Source organism: Prevotella communis (genome assembly GCF_022024115.1).
Lineage (GTDB): Bacteria > Bacteroidota > Bacteroidia > Bacteroidales > Bacteroidaceae > Prevotella > Prevotella communis.
Genome location: NZ_CP091792.1, coordinates 42,278 through 60,663 on the forward strand (window position 1 = coordinate 42,278; position 18,386 = coordinate 60,663).

At 52.7% G+C, this 18,386-nt stretch carries 11 protein-coding genes; 10 read left to right on the plus strand and 1 reads right to left on the minus strand.

From position 1 onward, the window contains the following. Positions 1-39: 39 nt before the first annotated feature. The 6 genes from L6468_RS00160 to L6468_RS00185 all read left to right on the plus strand — a co-directional run bounded on the left by L6468_RS00160 (position 40) and on the right by L6468_RS00185 (position 10,094). Positions 40-258 carry a hypothetical protein gene (locus L6468_RS00160; RefSeq protein ID WP_237793968.1) on the plus strand — a complete coding sequence of 73 codons (219 nt, stop codon included), beginning with the start codon at positions 40-42 and terminating at the stop codon, positions 256-258. Positions 259-735: 477 nt separating this feature from the next. Then, entirely contained in the window at positions 736-2,130 is a 1,395-nt protein-coding gene (locus L6468_RS00165; protein ID WP_237793970.1) for a hypothetical protein, read from the plus strand. 59 nt (positions 2,131-2,189) lie between these two features. Then, on the plus strand, positions 2,190-3,875 hold the full coding sequence (locus tag L6468_RS00170; RefSeq protein WP_237793972.1) for an InlB B-repeat-containing protein: 1,686 nt from the start codon (positions 2,190-2,192) through the stop codon (positions 3,873-3,875). A gap of 56 nt (positions 3,876-3,931) precedes the next feature. After that, entirely contained in the window at positions 3,932-5,677 is a 1,746-nt protein-coding gene (locus L6468_RS00175) for a leucine-rich repeat domain-containing protein (protein ID WP_237793973.1), read from the plus strand. A 52-nt stretch (positions 5,678-5,729) separates the two neighbouring features. Next, positions 5,730-7,184 (plus strand): hypothetical protein, encoded by a 1,455-nt coding sequence (locus L6468_RS00180; protein ID WP_237793975.1) that lies wholly within the window; start codon positions 5,730-5,732, stop codon positions 7,182-7,184. Between the two features lie 210 nt (positions 7,185-7,394). Beyond that, the gene (locus L6468_RS00185) at positions 7,395-10,094 is read left to right on the plus strand and encodes an MBG domain-containing protein (protein ID WP_237793977.1); all 2,700 of its coding nucleotides are present in this window, start codon (positions 7,395-7,397) and stop codon (positions 10,092-10,094) included. Positions 10,095-10,217: 123 nt separating this feature from the next. Here the strand turns inward: L6468_RS00185 and L6468_RS00190 are convergent, their stop codons facing one another. After that, the gene (locus L6468_RS00190; RefSeq protein ID WP_237793979.1) at positions 10,218-11,786 is read right to left on the minus strand and encodes a S41 family peptidase; all 1,569 of its coding nucleotides are present in this window, start codon (positions 11,784-11,786) and stop codon (positions 10,218-10,220) included. 197 nt (positions 11,787-11,983) lie between these two features. Between L6468_RS00190 and L6468_RS00195 the strand changes: the two genes are divergently transcribed. From L6468_RS00195 to L6468_RS00210, 4 genes are read left to right on the plus strand one after another with little or no spacing between them, the layout of a single operon-like run. Then, complete coding sequence (locus tag L6468_RS00195) at positions 11,984-13,249, plus strand: autotransporter outer membrane beta-barrel domain-containing protein (protein WP_237793981.1); 1,266 nt, start codon at positions 11,984-11,986, stop codon at positions 13,247-13,249. A 35-nt stretch (positions 13,250-13,284) separates the two neighbouring features. Continuing rightward, the gene (locus tag L6468_RS00200; RefSeq protein WP_237793983.1) at positions 13,285-14,538 is read left to right on the plus strand and encodes an imelysin family protein; all 1,254 of its coding nucleotides are present in this window, start codon (positions 13,285-13,287) and stop codon (positions 14,536-14,538) included. Positions 14,539-14,559: 21 nt separating this feature from the next. Beyond that, a complete protein-coding gene (locus L6468_RS00205) occupies positions 14,560-16,341 on the plus strand; it encodes a di-heme oxidoredictase family protein (RefSeq protein ID WP_237793986.1) in 1,782 nt (593 codons plus the stop codon). A gap of 9 nt (positions 16,342-16,350) precedes the next feature. Further along, the gene (locus tag L6468_RS00210) at positions 16,351-18,369 is read left to right on the plus strand and encodes a cytochrome c biogenesis protein CcsA (protein ID WP_237793992.1); all 2,019 of its coding nucleotides are present in this window, start codon (positions 16,351-16,353) and stop codon (positions 18,367-18,369) included. The last annotated feature ends 17 nt before the right edge of the window (positions 18,370-18,386 follow it).

An 18,386-nucleotide genomic window follows, 5' to 3' on the forward strand; every position in this document is an offset into this window, starting at 1 on the left:
GTATAAATATATAATGTATAGGAAACGAGAAAAAACGACGTGAACGATGACGACGATGGCGAGAAAGGCGTGCTCCAACGGGGCGGAGAAGCTCAGCCCGAGGCAAAAAACATGGATTTCCGCTGCGGAAATCCGCTGCCCGAGGCGAAAAAAACGGCTCTTCCGATGCGGAAATCGGCATTTCGGGGCAAAAAACTTGCTCTTCCGATGCGGAAATCGGCATTTCGAGGCAAAAAGCTTGCTCTTCCGCTGCGGTGAAGCACCGCCCGAGGCTCGAAACTCGGATTTCCGCCACGGAAATCGGGATTCGTCGAAGTTTTTCTAACACGAATTCTTGCGCTCCGTTGGTGCTCAGGCGCTTCGCGGAGTCCCACGAATTGAACACGAAGGCCGAAGGGCTCGCGAGCGACAGCGAGAACGAAGTGGCAATTTTTCATTCGCTCGACCTCTGGTCGCTTGGCTAGTCCAAGAATGATAATTAATGGGCAATTAATGGAACTCCGAGCTCTGCTCGCCTGAGCACCTATTAAAATAGGCAATGAGCGAAGAATTACATGTTAAAATAAAAAAGAAACAAATAAAATTATAAGTAATATGAAACAATTAAAGAAAACAATACTGACGCTCGTCGCGCTATTAGCCGTGACGACCGGAGCGTGGGCCGAGGAGAAAATGGTGACAATAAATTCTAGCACCATGTCCTCGGGAGCGGTTACAGCTACAGGATTAAATATAATGATGAATAATTGTTTATATGTAAATTCAAATACTGCAACCATCACAACTAGTGAAGGTGTTATCACCAAACTGGTTATCAAGAAATTCGACGGTACATATGGAGATAATTTCACTGAAGCCAACGTAGGCGTGACGCCAGGCACCATTACCTACGGCTCCGACGAGATTATCGTCACGGACATCAATGCCGAGAGTGTGACATTGTCGAGAAAGGGAGGTGACAACTGGTCTACATCCTCTGTTGATGTTTACTACGCCTCCCCCTCCGGCCCCAAGGTCGCCTGGGACAAGGCCAAGAAGACCGGCACGTTCACCATGCCCGGCGGCAACGTGACACTGGAGCCCGAGTACTACGACCTGGCTACTCTGGCAGACAATGGGCTGACCGCAGCAGTGGATGCTGCTGCCAAGACCGAGGCTCCGCTCGCTGTTTTGGCTGAGAACGCAGTCACCGGCGGCACACTGATGTACTTCGTCATCTACGACGAGAACTTCTCCCAGGCCGACGCCATCGCACTGGCCGAGGACGAGTGGGAAGCCGCCATCCCAACGGCTGAGACTATCGAAGCTGCAGGCACCTACTACGTGTGGTACTACATCAAGGGCGACGACGAGCATAGCGACACCGACCCCCAGCGCCTCGCAGTCACCGTGCTGCCCGAGCCCACCTACGCCGTTGAGTTCGCCGAGGGCACCGAAGAGTCCGACAAGTGGACCGCCATTCCCAACGCCGGCGTGAAGAAGGGCGAGACCGTCACCGTCACCTACACCGGCACGAAGAAAGTCATCGGCGTGAAGGCCGAGAAGAAGGCGGCTGCTCCGACATGGGACGGGCCGATTGCCTCTGAGGCTACGGCTGCGGACATCGGCAAGGTGGTGTGCGCCGCAGGCCACCTGCACGACGCTAAGACTACTGTTCCCGACGGCTGCACCGCAGTGGGCATCCTGGGCAAGGTGACGGAAACGGGCCACGGCCTGATTCTCGCCCTGCAGGACGCAACGAATCAGACATGGAACACCATCAACGGCTGGACGTCTGCCTCTTACGCCGGCACCACGCTGAAAGTGCTGCCCGATGCTGGCGCCCGCGGCAACCTGTCGAGCTACGAAACGCTGGGCGAGACCACCGTGTCTAACTGGGCCGTGGCACAGAAGAGCGACTACGAGGCGATATTCACCAACCTCGGCTCGACGGTAAGTGATAGTTACGGCACGACTTACGACGGCAATGTGAATGCCTATATCACCACAGTTGGCGGTACGGCAATTACTAGCGGCTATTGGTCTGCCACGTATGACGGTGGCAATTACTCATGGATATTCTCCAGCGAGTATTGGGACTCCTACATTAAGTCGAATAGCGTTCGTGTCAGGCCAGTCCTCGGCTTCTGACCGCCCCTCTCGCGCGTATATAATATAAAAGGTATAAACAACATAAAGAAATACAATATATGAAAACAATATCAAGATATATAATGACGCTCGCGCTGCTACTCACGGCAGTCACGGGCGCGTGGGCCACGGACGGCGTGATCCTTAAAGAGTTAACAGTGCCCTCGGAATGGAACAACGATGACACGCCTTTGACAGTCGACGACCTGCCAGGCTTCAAGGAATTTTCCTCATTGACCGATGACGAGGCCAAGGCCCTTCTCAATTCCGTCCCGGCGGACAAAGTTCTCATCATTTACGGAGCGGGCGCAAGCAGCAATTCATTTAAGTTGGTTCAAAATGCTGGGACCAAAGTAAATGTAGGTGAACTTCCACTTACTCATGAAAATTTATTTAGTGAAAAAGATAACTACAAGTTCTACTACACCACCAGCGACGCCATCGAGGTAACCCCCGTGGCCGAACCCGCCGCTAATACCAAGCAGTGGACCTTCACCATGCCCGGCAGCGACGTGGTGCTGACTCCTATCTATGCTCCTACCAAGGTGACCCTTGCTGCCAACGACGTCCAAAAGGGTAGCGTAAGCATGGGTGGCGAAACCAAAGTGGAATGGACGGCTGACACATGGAGCGGCTGGACGTTTAATACCAAGGAATATACCGTAGATGACATCACTATGACCAGCACCCAGGATGCATATATCAATGAGATCACTGAGGCTGGTGACTATTTGCATAGTCTTAGCTTCTTCGTTAACCAGTGGGAAGATAATTCTACCGTTACCTTCAGCACCACAGGCGACCCCTTCAGCCGCATCGAATTCACGATGATTGATAATTATGGTGAATATAACCCTAACATAAAGCCTAATGACAATTGGACCTTCGAGGGCAAGAGCGCCGTATGGGAAGGCGAAGCCACCAAGAGCCTCACGCTCCAGAGCTGCTCCACCGAAGTCAGCAAGATTACCTTCTATAAAGATGGCGGCATTCCCGAGGGCGTGACTGTCAACGGCGACGGTACCTTTACCGTGGCTCAGACGGCTACCGTCAAGGTGAAGGCCATACCTGCAGAGGGCTACAAACTGAAGGGCTGGAGCGATGCCTCCGACTGCACTGACCTGGTGCGCGAGATCACCATCGAACCCGGTGAGGAGGATATGATCATCACGGCCATCTTCGAGGAGATGACGTATACCGCAACCTTCACTGCTGCTAACGCCAACACCATCGAGAGTGGCAAGGCTACCGTTACTGTAGGTGGCGCAGCCGCCACCGTCACCGAGGGTAAGCTCGAGGGCGTGAAGATGGGCAGCGAGGTGAAGCTCAAGGCCGCCGACGGCTACAAGTTCCGCAAGGTGGAGGTGAAGAAGGGAGGGGCGGCGACGCTGGCCACCGCACTCGAGAACGGCGCAACGGTAGTCATCGCATTCAAATACAGAGATGACGGTACCTGCACCTTCACCAACAACAATGGCACGTTCACCTTTGTCAGCGGAACGGGCCAGCTTGGCGGTGGCAACGGTCCTAAACAGTTGTCTGTAGAGAATGGCAAGCTCATATTCAAGGGGAGCGGCACGAACTCCTTCACTGATAGATGGAGTTGGTATGGATTCCAGGTCACCTTCGACCCGACAGCCAACACCTACGAGGTATGGAAGGGTAGCGACCTTGATGTCGCATCCTTCACCAGCATCAGCGTGAACGGCACCGACATTACCGACCAGCTGTCGGAACTGAAGTAACCCCCTCGCGAATGTATATATATAAAAGGTATAAACAACATAAAGAAATACAATATATGAAAACAATATCAAGATATATAATGACGCTCGCGCTGCTACTCACGGCAGTCGGCGGAGCGTGGGCGCAGACGCAGTGGGAAAGCGGCGACTGCACCGTAACACTCAACAACGGCACGCTGACCGTCAGCGGCAACGGTGGCATGGCGGACTACCTTAACGGTTCCGACCGGCCATGGGACGGCAACAGTGGAGACATCACCAGCGTGGTGGTGGAGAGCGGCGTAACATCCGTGGGCTTTAATGCCTTCTACTTCTTCTCCAACCTGACCTCCGTCACCCTGCCCGAAGGTTTGACGGCCATCGGCCCTAATGCCTTCATGAGCTGCTTCAGCCTGACATCAGTCACCATCCCCTCGACGGTGACGAGCATCAGCGAAAGTGCCTTCAGCAGCTGCTCAGCCATGACCTCCGTCACCCTGCCCGAAGGTTTGACGGCCATCGGCGCTAATGCCTTCAGCGACTGCAGCAGCCTGACATCAATCACCGTCCCCTCGACGGTGACGAGCATCGGCCAAGCTGCCTTCATGGGCTGCTCAGCCATAACCTCCGTCACCCTGCCCGAAGGTTTGACGGCCATCGGCACTGGTGCCTTTGGCAGATGCAGCAGTCTGACATCAATCACCATCCCCTCGACGGTGACGAGCATCGGCGGTTATGCCTTCACGCTCAGCTCAGCCATATCGGACGTCAATCTCTACGCCAACCCGGACAACCTGACTTGGGGCAATACCAGCAGTGACTTCAAGTCAGGCAAGGCCACCCAGTGCCACGTGCTCGCCGAGCACCTGAGCACCTATCAGAACAACTTCAGCAGCGTCAACGTCACCTTCGTGGGCGACCTGGAGCCGCTGCCTACCCCCATCAAAGTGACCACCAATGCGGCAAGTGCCCAGGATCTATTCACTGAGGCATCGTTCACCATGCCCCCCTTCGACGCCACGGTGAACTACATGCTGGTGCGCGACATGCAGGACGAGACGAATCCCGTCATCTTCAGCGGACTGCCCAGCTCTGGCAACATCGTCGTGAAGAAGGGCAGCGACGGCAAGTATCAGCCCGCCGAGGCACTCACCATCCAGCTCATCGACCCGCTGGCCGCTGCTGAAGCTCAGAACATCATCGCTGCCGACGGCATCACCATCAAGGTGCTCGTGGGCGACGACTCAAGCCTACCCATCGAGTACGACCAGGACAACCCCATCACCCTCGAAGCCTTCCTTGCCGACATGAAGCCCGGCTACTACTGGATTAAGGCCGAGCAGACCGACGAGAACAGCCCCTACGACGGCACCGTTTACAGCAGCGAGTTCACCGTCGTGGAGAAGTACGACCTCGCTGTGAAGCCCGCCAACGACTTCTCGAAGGGCAAGGTTGAAAGCGTCACCGTAGGCAGCGGGTCCGTCACCATCGACGCCAACGGCAAAGCAAGCAAGACCGGCATCGACCCCGAAACCGAGGTGAAGATCAAAGCCAAGCACGGCTACGTCATCGACAAGGTGGAGGTGAAGAAGACGATGAAACTGCTGACCCTCACCGTCAACGGCGTTACCATCTACTATGCCGAGGGAGATAGCTGGGCCAACGCCATCAGTCGCGATGAAAATAAAGACTCAGGCTTATTCATCAGAGAAGGCAACAGAGTTCATCATACCAACTATGGACAACTTGTTGATTCGAATACTGAAGCAGTACTTCCTGAAGCAATAATCAACGCGAATGAATCCTATCGATTCATCAAGTAACCCCCTCGCGAATGTATATATTATAAGGTATAACATAAAAAGAATACAATATATGAAAACAATATCAAGATATATAATGACGCTCGCGCTGCTCATCACCGCAGCCACGGGCGCATGGGCACAAGGACCGTATACCGTGCAGTTCAAAGCCAACGGCAACACCAAGACGGTGGAGAACGTCACGCTGCCGTGGACAATCAGCTGTGATTATGACTATGGCAATGGAGAACTCGACCTGATAATACAGGAGCTTTATGCAATTAATGGAGAAGGCTGTGCAAGTGGATCTTATGGACCTCCTGTCTCCTCTGGCAGCGAGAAAGTAATTTGTGGTCTAACTGGATCTCCTTATGCAAACAACCATTTCATCACTATCAACGGTCCTTTCAATGGTACTGCTACGTGTACAGGAAAGTATTTTGATCCAAATAGCAAAGAATTTGACTACTTCCTCGAAATCACCATTCCCGGCTATATCGACGGCTCCGCAGTGAACCTCAACGCCGACAAGACCGAGGCATCGTTCAAGATGCCGCAGTACGACGTGACCGCCACCTACACCATCAAGCGCGACATATCGGTGGACGTGACCGCCACCATGGGCGACGGCACCAACGGCGTGCGCTACCGCGTGAAGAAGAGCGAGCAGGTTCCCGGTAAGTACGAACCCGCCGAGATGAACATGCTGCAGGTGCTGGCACTCGTAGCCGTGCACGACGACATCGAGCAGAAAGACCTCACACAGACCCAGGACTACTACTGCCGCATCTATAAGCTCGACGAGCAGACAAAGCAGCCCGAAGGCGACGGCGTAGAACTCGTCGACTTCGACTTCGCCCCCGGCCTCTACGCCCTCAAGGCCTTCGCCGAGAAAGGCAGCAACTACGCCGGCGAGACCGACCTCAGCAACACCTTCCAGCTCTTCCAGGGCTACCAGGTAGAAGTGGCCGCCAAGGAGTTCATCACCTACTATAAGGACGAGCCCCTCTACGCCGACACCGAGACATCGGCCGACGCCGAGCTCTACACCATCACGAGCGTCAACGCCGACCAGGCCACACTCAGCGCCGCTATCGAGACCGCGCCCAGCCGCACCCCGCTGCTCATCTTCAACAACAGCGACGAGGCCAAGACCTTCCTGCTGATCCCCGCCAACGAGGAGCCTAACCTGCAGCTCACCGTAGCACCTGAGTTCATCGGCACGACTGAGGCCACGACCATCGCCGCCTCAACCGACGACCAGACCAACTATGCCCTCAACGGCAAGGCCTTCGTCTTCGTGAAGAACGACCTCCCCGTCGCCGCCAACAAGGCTTGGCTGAGCATCAACACTGGCGTGCCCAGCGCACGAATCACGATTGTCTTCGAGGATGCAACGAAGATTGCGAACACGAATATCACGAATCTCACGAATGGCGACTGGTACACCATCGATGGCCGCAAGGTTAATGTTCCTAGCAAGAAGGGCATCTACATCATGAATGGCAAAAAAGTCGTGGTGAAGTGAGAGTGAATAAGAAACGAAGGATATGTTTAAGAAACTAATTGCCGTAATAAGCGTAATTTATTCATAATGGCCATAATATAATTCGTAATGGCCGTAATAAAAAATTATAATATTAATTATGAGCCAATTATGTGAATTACGGGAATTAGTTTCCAGAAAAAAACAAAGCCTTCGTTTCAGAAGAAACAAGAACATAAAACTATAAGATATATGAAAAAGAAGATATTTTCACTGCTCGCACTGCTCATGGTAGCAGTGACGGGCGCTTGGGCGGACGTTGTTTATGAACGCACGCTAACATCCTGGGCTTCGACAGATGTCAATAATGGTGCTGGAAGCTGGATTGCTAGTGCTGCCTCCGCCGACGCGGAGAAGGGACTCTATGTTTCTGGTACAGGAAATCGTGCGGCAACGCTGACGTTCACCCATACTGACCAGACCATCCAGACCATCGACCTGGTGTTTAATAATGCTAATAATACCGGTGATAACGGTAACTATTCTTACGTTGACATTGGCAATGCCATCCGCATCCGTTCTAATCAGCAGGCGCAGAATGGCTATGTGATTATCAATGGTGAGGAAACGGCTATCAGCCACTGTAATGTGAAGAACATAAACCGTGGTGGTGACCTGTGGACTATCCATGTAGAGATCAACACTGCTACGAATACGCTGACTGCTCTGACATTGTCGGGTAATGTGGGTGGAGCAAATGCTGCCTCATTCACGCTTGCAGAAGCAACATCACTCGGCTCTTCTGCCACCTACAGTACTGTAACGTTAGGTACTAACCGTGTTAAAGCTACTCCTGCTGCAGGTATTCAGTCTATTAAGATTGCCGAGGAGATTCCTGCTGTCGGTGATGCTTTCGACCTCAAGGTGGGCATCAATGATCACAGCACGATGAAGTTCTATGTGGGCCAGGAAGAGGTGACCTCAGCCCATGAGGGTCAGACCGTCAAGGTAGTGGTTACTCCCGACGAGAACTGGTCAATCGGCTACATCACTGGTCAGTGGATTGCCGCCATGGCAAAGGCTCCACGCCGTACAGCCAGCATCGGCCTGCTGCAGGATGTGGACGTGACCTTCGTTTCTGAGGACGCACAGACCGGCGCACATACCTACACCTTCGTGATGCAGCGCGCCAAGGCAGAGTTCAGCGTGGTGTACAAGAAGCATCTGGACCATCCGGACATCACCATCTCCAACATCCTGCCCGTGACCTACAACGCACAGGCACATACACCTTCCTTCACCGTGAAGGACGGCAGCAAGGTGCTGGTACTGGGCACGGACTATACCGTGACCTACTCTGACAATGTGATGGCCTGCGACAAGGATGCTGCGGAGAACGCTCCTACCGTGACCATCAAGGCCGTGGAGGGACATAATTTCTATGTGGGTGAGAACTCCAAGACGTTCACCATCCGTAAGAAGACGCTGGAGGACGGCTTCATGAGCAAGGTGGCCGACCTGACCTACAACGGAAAGGCGCAGGAGCCTGCTCCCACACTGACCTACGACGGCATCACACTGGTGGAGGGCAAGGACTATGTCTTCTCGTATATCAACAACAAGGACGTGGCCAGCACTACGGATGCCAAGGCTCCTGTGGTAACGGCCAGCGCCGTGAAGAACAGTAACTTCACCGGTGCGGCTACGCAGAAGTTCAACATCAAGAAGGCGCCGCTCACCGTCAAGGCTGCCGACGTGAACATCATCCATGGCAGCGAGGTGCCCGAGTACGAGGTATCCTACGAGGGCTTCGTGGCCCAGGAGACGGCAGACGTGCTGGAAGGCACGCTGGCCGTGGCCTGTGACTACACAGCAGAGAGTGCCGTGGGCAGCACCTACGACATCACCCCATCGGGTCTTACCGCCAAGAACTACGACATCACCTTCGTTCCCGGCAAGTTGACGGTCCTGGTGGACCAGGCTGCCGTTGACCAGGCTGCCGCCGACGCTGTCATTGGTAAGATATCGGCTATCGGCGAGGTGGCTTACACCACTGAGAGCAAAGCTCTGATCGACGCTGCCCGTGAGGCTTATAATGCCCTGACGGATGCCCAGAAGGCACTGGTGACCAACCTGGAGACGCTGACCACCGCCGAGACGACTTATGGCAACCTGAAGGCCGCTGCAGAGAAGGCTGCTGCCGACAAGGAGGCTGCCGACGCTGTCATTGCGAAGATTACCGCTATTGGTGAGGTAGCATACAATGAGACCAGCAAGGGACTCATTGATGCAGCACGCAATGCCTATAATGCGCTGACTGCCGACCAGAAGGCACTGGTGACCAACCTCAGTGTGCTGACGGATGCTGAGACAACCTATGCCAACCTGAAGGCTGCTGCAGAGAAGGCTGCTGCCGACCAGCTGGCTGCTGGTGAGGTCATCGACAAGATTATCGCTATCGGTGAGGTGGCTTACACACCTGAGAGCAAGGCCCTGATTGATGCAGCCCGCAATGCTTACAGCGAACTGACTGAGGACCAGAAGGCACTGGTGACGAATATCGAGGTGCTGACCGTTGCCGAGAGGACCTATGCCAACCTGAAGGCTGCCGCTGAGAAGGCCGCTGCCGACAAGCTAGCCGCTGATGATGTCATTGCGAAGATCAACGCTATCGGCGAGGTGGCTTATACGCCTGACAGCAAGGCGCTGATTGAGGCTGCCCGCAATGCCTATAATGCGCTGACTGCCGACCAGAAGGCACTGGTGACCAACCTCAGTGTGCTGACGGATGCTGAGACGGCTTATGCAGAACTGGCGCAGATAGCTACTGGCATCAGCACCATCAAGGCTATTGCCGGTAAGACCATCTACGACATGAATGGCCGCAAGGTCACCGTTCCTAGCAAGAAGGGTATGTACATCATCAATGGCCGCAAGGTCGTGATGAAGTAAAGACCCACCCCCAACCCCTCCCTGTTGAGGGAGGGGAGTAGTAAGAAAAGAAAAACAAGAACATAAAACTCCGGAGGCTTTTCTCCGGAGTTTTATGTTTCATAATAAAAAATGCAATTAATCCTATTGCAACAGTTCCAGTGCTTTGTTGACAATCTCGCTATCCTCGTTGAATACAGAGAAATATTCGCTCATATCCCACAAATCACGCGCCACAAGCGCTTTCAGCTGTAGTTTGAGGTAAGGTATCGTCTTCTCCAGTTCGAGGCTGTCCTTAGGCTTTATTTTCAGTTTTTCGCCCTCTGTGATGATGGTATCTATCAGCGACTGAGGAATCTCGAAGTTGGCCTTGAAGGTTTGGAAGTCGGGATATAGTTTCTTCAGTGCCTTACGGTTTTTGTCGATATAGCGCAGGTTCTGCTGTATCACGACGCTCTTTGCAGCCAGCTCACGATGGAACTTGGTATAGCGTGTGGTGTCGAGACCCACAAAATAGTCGGGCATGATGCCGCCACCGCCATAGACGGTACGTTTCTGTTTCAGGGTCTGATACTTCAGTGAGTCGGCAAAATGGATGCTGTCGGCAGTAATCAGTTCTCCGCTATTCAATCGGTTCAGGATATCTTTCTCATAGTTCTTCTTGTCGCCTTTCTCGTAAGGCTTCTGGATGCAACGTCCGGAAGGGGTATAGTAGTGGGCAATGGTCAGTCGAATCATCGAACCGTCGGGCAAATCAATGGGGCGCTGCACAAGACCCTTACCAAAAGTACGGCGTCCTACCACCATACCACGGTCCTGATCCTGAATGGCACCAGTCACAATCTCTGCAGCCGAAGCCGTATATTGGTCCACCAGCACAACGACACGTCCGTCGCGGAAACTGCCATGCTTGGGTGCCTTATAGTCACGACGATTGGTCACGCGTCCCTCTGTATAGACAATCAGGTCACCTGCCTCCAGGAACTCACCGGCCAGATCGGCAGCAGCCTGCAGATAGCCACCACCATTCTCCTGCAGGTCGAGCACCAGGTCTTTCATGCCCTGTGCCTTCAGTTTCTGCATGCTCTCCATGAACTCATCATAGGTGGTGGCACCAAAACTGCCTATGCGGATATAACCGATGCCTGGGCGAATCATATAGGTGGCGTCAACGGTATGTACGGGAATCTTGTCGCGTTTCACCTTGAAGGTGAGCAGGTCCTTGATACCAGGACGCACAACACGCAGGTCGGCAATGGTTCCTTTCGGTCCGCGCAGACGGCGCATAATCTCCTCCTTCGTCATCTTCACGCCAGCAATAGCGGTATCGTTCACCATCACGATGCGGTCGCCGGCCACGATACCTACCTTTTCCGAGGGACCGTTGATCACGGGCTGGATAACGATGAGCGTATCCTCCACCATGTTAAACTGTACGCCGATACCCTCGAACGAACCGTTCAGGGGCTCCGTCATCGCTTTTGTCTCCTTGGGTGTGGTATAAGTAGAGTGGGGGTCCAGTTTCTCCAGCATGCCGCGTATGGCATCCTCTACCAGTTTGTTCTCATCGACCTCGTCCACATAGAGTGCCTTCACTGCCATCTCTGCAATGCTCAGTTTGCGCAAGGGGTTATCATCGCGTGTCACGTTCATTTGTGCATAGCTTGAGAGCCCCATCATGGCTGCCGACAGCAGTATAAAAATCCTTTTCATATTTATAGTCTCATTAAAATTGGGTACAAAGTTAGTTATTTTTACCGAAATGCCAAAAGGAAGTTCGCAAAATCGCAATTTTTGAGTATTGCATGTTTTCTTCAGATGCTATACCTTTGCAGCCGGAAATTAATGAATGAATGATTTTAACCATGAACAGAAATTTTTGCGCATTGCTTGCGTTTGGATTATTCGGGATGGCAACGGTCTCTCATGCACAAGAGAGTGCTGCCGATAGTGTGATGAGTCATGCTGGTGGCAACCGTCTTAGCGTAGGAGGTTACGGAGAAGTGGTCTTCTCGCGCAACTTCTATAGTGACAACCCCTTTCGCTATAATGATGCTGCCAACCATAAAAACGACCCTTCACACAACCGTCTGGACATTCCCCATGCAGTAATCTACCTGAGTTACGACTTCGGTCGTGGCTGGACCTTTGGTACAGAGATTGAGTTTGAGCATGGCGGAACGGGTTCTGCCGAGGAACTGGAGGCCGACGAGTTTGCTGAATGGGAACAAGAGACCGAGAAGGGTGGTGAGGTAGAGCTGGAGCAGTTCTGGATTCAGAAGTCCTTTGCGCGTTGGGCCAATATCAAGGCCGGACATATCGTAGTCCCTGTAGGACTCACCAATGCCCATCACGAGCCTTTGCAGTTTTTTACGGTCTATCGTCCTGAAGGCGAGAACACCATCCTGCCCTGTACCTGGCATCAGACAGGTATCTCGTTCTGGGGTCGTCAGAAAGACTGGCGTTATGAGGTGCAGTTGCTCGCAGGTCTGAACAGCGATCAGTTTACCCGTAGCAATTGGATTAAGAACGGCACGAAGTCGCCCACGGAATACGAGGTTGCCAATAAGTTTGGTGTCAGCGCCCGTGTGGACAACTACAGCATTCCCGGCTTGCGCATCGGTTTGAGTGGCTATTATGGTCACAGCATCGGCAACAGCAGTCCCAACGAGGCCACCGGACTCACCACGATGTATAAAGGTGCCGTAGCCATTGGTGCTCTTGATTTCACGTATAAAGGTCACAACTGGATTGTTCGCGGACAGGCCGACTATGGTCATCTGGGCGATGCCGAGCATCTGATGGATATGTATAACCGTACCAACAAGAAGTCACCCTTCCACCATAGCAGTTCTATGCGTACGGTGAGCAGCGAGGCCTATGCTGTTGGAATTGAAGCCGGTTACGATATCTTCTCTCAGATCCGTGATATGAGAAAGCGGGGCGAGCGTCTCTTCCTCTTTGGACGCTACGAGCAATACGACCCTTATGCCAAACAGGTGGGTGCCAGCAGCTATGATTATTCTGTGGTACGCCGTATGGCAGTTGGTGTCAACTACTACCCCATGAAGCAGATAGCCGTGAAGGCCGAGTATTCTCATCGCTTCCTGAAAGGGCAGTACAACAACGAACCGAGTCTGAATATCGGTATCGCCTATGAGGGATTCTTTCTTTAGAGTTAAGAATTAAGAGTTAATAAAAATAGTGGTTTATGAAAACAATTTTTAAGTTCGCTCTTTCGTTTATGATAACAGGAGCACTGGGTATGGGATTTGTATCGTGCAGTAGTGACGACGACGATACCCCCGATTTCAACAACAAGGTGTATGGCCAGCAGGCTATGAATGCCTGTGAGGATGTCATCAACCAGTTGAACCTGGCTATGACCAGGATTGAGAAGAGTAATCTGACCGATGCTCAGAAAGCTGAGCTGCAGCAGATTCTGGAGAACAATGTTGACAATGTCATTGTGCCTACCTATAAGAATCTGGCTGACGCTGCCGAGAAGCTGCAGAAATCGCTGGGCGACCTCTCTGCCAACGAGATTACACAGCAGAACATTGACAATGCCTGTGCTGCCTTCAAGGAGGCTCGTGCCTGGTGGGAGAAGAGCGAGGCATTCCTGGGTGGTGCCGCCAGCGACTTCGACATCGACCCAGGCATTGACTCATGGCCTCTGAACCGCGACCTGCTCCACAGCTATTTCACCACTGGTGAGTTCAGCGAGGAGGCACTCGACGACCAGAGCATCCTGGGCTTCCATGCCTTGGAGTTCGTGCTTTTCCGTGATGGTAAGAACCGTACGGTGGCTGAGTTCCAGAGCAATGATACCTATAAAGGATTCACGGATGTGAAGGGTGCTGAGGAACTGAAATATGCAGAGGCTGTGGCCAAGGAACTGGTCCTCTCATGCTATAACCTGGAGGTAGCTTGGAGCGAGACACCCAACGCTGAACGTCTGAAGGCTGTACAGGATGCCGATCGTGACTACCTGACAAAGAAAGGTAAGAGCTTTGGCTGGAACATGAAGAACTCAGGTTCTACCGAGAGCACCTTCGACGGCCTGAACGATGCCCTCTCTCAGGTACTCAATGATGATGAGGGTAGTGCTGTAGCCATTGCCGACGAGGTTGGCTCTGGTAAGATTGGTCACCCCTTCCAGAGTGGTTATATCTTCTATGTGGAGTCACCTTACAGCTATAACTCGCTGACCGACTTCCAGAATAATATCCGTTCTATCGAGAACGTGTGGTACGGTAATACCAATGGCGCCAAGGGTAATGCCAAGGTGAGCCTGAGTCAGTGGTTTGCTAAGAACGACTCTAAGACCGGACAGGCCGTAGAGGCTGCCATCAGCAGTGCCATCAGTAAGATTGGCGCTATCCCTGGTCCGTTTGTGAAGTATGTCAGCACCATTTGGAACAAGTCATTTGAAGATGATGAAGTAGTGGAAATTCCGGAATAATACTAACAAATATATAACTGAATGAAAGAAACAAGATTACTGCTTTCTTTCCTTATTACAACCTCTACCTTGACCTTCTTGTCGTCCTGTAGTGATGACAAGGAGGTCAAGGAGACTTATAATTTGGAGGAGAAAGAAGACGCATTTGGCAAGGCTAATGACGTCTTTACAGCTGAGGAATGGTATCCTGGTGGCGAACTGGGCACTACCACCAAACGAAGCTACTCTGCACCAGCACCTGCCGTTGACCAGCTGGCCGACGGTCAGGAACGTTTTAAACATGGAGAGGATTTCTTCGAACATCTCTACACCCTGAACACAGAACCTCGAAAAGGTCTCGGACCGGCATGGGTTCGCTCAAGTTGTATTCATTGTCATCCTGGCTATGGCCACGGCAAGCGTCAGGAACAGTATCGTGCCAACGAGATAGGCAACGGCTATCTGCTGGTTATCTATCATAATCAGGATGGTCCTATTGGTACCGATGGCAAACCAGCCTACACGAAGAACAGCTATATCTCTGAGGTGACGGGTATGCCCCAGACGCAGGCTATGGCACCATTCACGCCTCCTATCGATGAGAATCAGATCAAGATAGAATGGAAGAAGGTGACAGAGATGCCTAGCGGTCTGTCCATGACTTTTGCCGATGGCGAGTCATACGAACTCATCTATCCTGAGGTGACCATTCCCCAGACAGCCTTTAATACCAATCCCAAGCCCGAGAACTACGAGGTGCGACTGGAGTCAACCATCGGTATCTATGGCACAGGTTTGCTGGATGCCATTACCGACGAGGATATGGAGGCACAGTGGCGCAATGAGAGTCCTTACGTAGAGCTGAATCCCGCCATGTGGGATAAGGCGAATAATAAGTTTGCTGCCTCTGCCTATTATTCAGCTGCCTATAACGACTTGGGCAAGCATCGCGGTGATCATGGTCCTGTGAAGCGTTTCACGTATGCTATGACACGTGGCTCGCTGCAGGATGGTGCTGGTGCCAATGCTATCTGGAATATCACCAACGTGACACGTAGCGATCGTCACTTCCTCTATACCACGCCTGCATGGGCCAAGGCTCAGAGCGAGGACCCCAACGTCATCAAGTATATCAAGGAGAATGGTGCCAGCGAACAGAGTCTGCTCCATCCTTATTATGCTGATGGTAGTGATGCTCAGATTGCTGCCCGTGTGAACGAGCTGTTGGGCGTGAACTCTATCGCCAAGAAAGAGACGTTCGACAAGCACCTCTTCAAGGATGGCAAGGAGGAGATGAGCGACCTCGACTATTATGACTTCATGATATGGCATCGGGGCCTGGCTGTGCCTGCTGCCCGTAACCTGGACGATCCCCAGGTGCAGCAGGGTAAGAAACTCTTCGCGCAGATTGGCTGCACCCGTTGTCACCGTCCTTCATGGAAGACGGGTTCCGACGATTATTGGGTGGATGCCAGCATCAAGGCCTACTGCAAGGAGAAGGGTCTGGACCCACAGAAGAGTCTGCCGCGCTTTGCCAACCAGACTATTTGGCCCTACACCGATATGGTGCAGCACCGCTTGTTTATGAAGAATGATATCCGTACGGGCTGGTGTCGTACCACGCCACTTTGGGGACGTGGCCTGTCGCTTCGCCTGACAGGTGCCGAGGACCGTCTGCACGACTGTCGTGCGCGCAACGAGGTGGAGGCAATCATGTGGCACGGCTACTCCAAGGACTCTGATGCCTATAGCACTGTTGAGGCCTTCTACAAACTGAGTAAGGCCGAACGTGATGCGCTGGTGAAATTCCTGCGAGCAATATAATTTTCCTATATGTTGAAGAAGATACTGGTCATATTATATCTTGTGGTGGTGGTCGTGATGGCTGCCGCCACATTTGCTGAACATCTGTACGGCATGAATTTCTATGCTGAGTGGTGGTTCACGGCCCTGTGGGCGCTGTTGGCAGCTGTCGCTGTGGTTTATTTCCTGTCAAGGCGTATCCGCAGACTGTCGGTTGTGGTGCTCCATTTTTCTTTCCTTGTTATCCTGTTGGGAGCACTCCTCACCCATCTTACTGCCAGTCAGGGCATCCTGCATCTGCGTCCCAACGAGACAGCCCTCTCGTATGTGCTGGCCGACGGCACCCTGCGTCCGTTGCCGTTCAGCGTCAAGCTCGACACCTTTATCGTTGTCTGTCATCCAGGTACCACGGCAGCAGCCGATTATGAGTCGCACCTGCGTATCAAGACCGCTGATGGTGAGCGTAGCGAGACCGTATCCATGAATAATATCTGTTCTGTGCAGGGGTTTCGCCTCTATCAGAGCGGTTATGATGACGATGGGCGTGGCTCGGTGCTTGCCGTGAATAGCGACCCCTGGGGCATTCCGGTGACCTATACGGGCTATGCTCTGCTGTTTATCGGACTGCTGTGGATGTTGATCGACCCCAAGGGGCAGTACCGCCAGGTGTTGCGTTCGCCCTTACTGAGACGTGGCACACTGGTGCTCGCCTTGCTGCTGGGCGTTGGTGAACTGTCGGCCGCCCCTCGCACCATTCCTCAGGAGACCGCCGACAAACTGGGACAGCTGAATATCCTTTATAATGACCGTATCTGTCCGTTGCAGACCTATGCCACAGATTTCACCAAGAAACTCTTTGGAAAGACTCACTACGAGGACCTCACGGCCGAACAGGTGCTGGCTGGCTATCTGTTCTTTGCTGATGACTGGAGTGGTGTGCCATTGAAGAAACAAAGTGATGATCGTAAATGGGCCATCTACGAACTGCAACACGGCTTTTCGCTGAAGGTGTTTCCTTATACCTCTCAGCATGGCGTCACCCGTTGGTATGCCCCTGTAGAAGAGATAGACAGTTTGGTAGTACCAGCCGAGAACCGTTTGCTGATGACGTCTTATTTTGATTTGCTTTATAGTGCTGTGGATGCTGACAACTATGCGATGGCCAATGAGTATCTGGATCGCCTGAAGGACTATCAGCACAACAATGCCGGCAGTTCCATCCCTTCCGACTTCCGTTTGAAGTCAGAGCGCATCTACAACACGATACCCTTTGCCACTATCCTCTTCATGGTGTGCCTCACCATGGGATTCCTGTCCTTCTTCATCTTCCTCTTCTGGCCTAAGAAGTGGGCATTCCGCCTGCAGTTTGGCGTGCTGCTGCTGTCGTTTCTGGCACTCACTACTTGTGAGGCTCTGCGCTGGATTGTCAGTGGCAATATACCGATGTCTAATGGTTACGAGACAATGTTACTTATGGCGTGGCTGGTACAGCTTCTGACGCTTTGCATGCAGCACCGTTTCCGTATTCTTCTCACCTTCGGCTTCTTGCTCTCAGGCTTCTTCCTGCTGGTGAGCCATATCTCCCAGATGGATCCCCAGATAGGTCATCTGATGCCTGTGCTGCGTTCGCCCCTGCTCACCCTTCATGTCAGCATCATCATGACAGCCTTTGCCCTGCTCAGTCTGACGTTTATCTGCGGCCTTACAGGTATTGTCTTTCATTACACCAAACGCAAGGAGCAGACCGACGTGCTGGCCACGCTCAGTCGGGTGTTTCTCTATCCGGCTCTGACCACGTTGGGCTTCGGCATCTTCATAGGTGCCATCTGGGCCAATGTGTCGTGGGGTGCGTATTGGAGTTGGGACCCAAAAGAGGTGTGGGCCCTCATCACCTTCATGGTCTATGCGGCGGTGGTACATACTCAGAGTTTCCGTGCTTTCCAGCGTCCGCTCACCTATCATATCTACGTGACGCTTTGTTTCCTCACCATTCTGATGACCTATTTTGGTGTGAACTATTTCCTGGGCGGCATGCACTCGTATGCCTAAGTGATAAGAAAATAGAG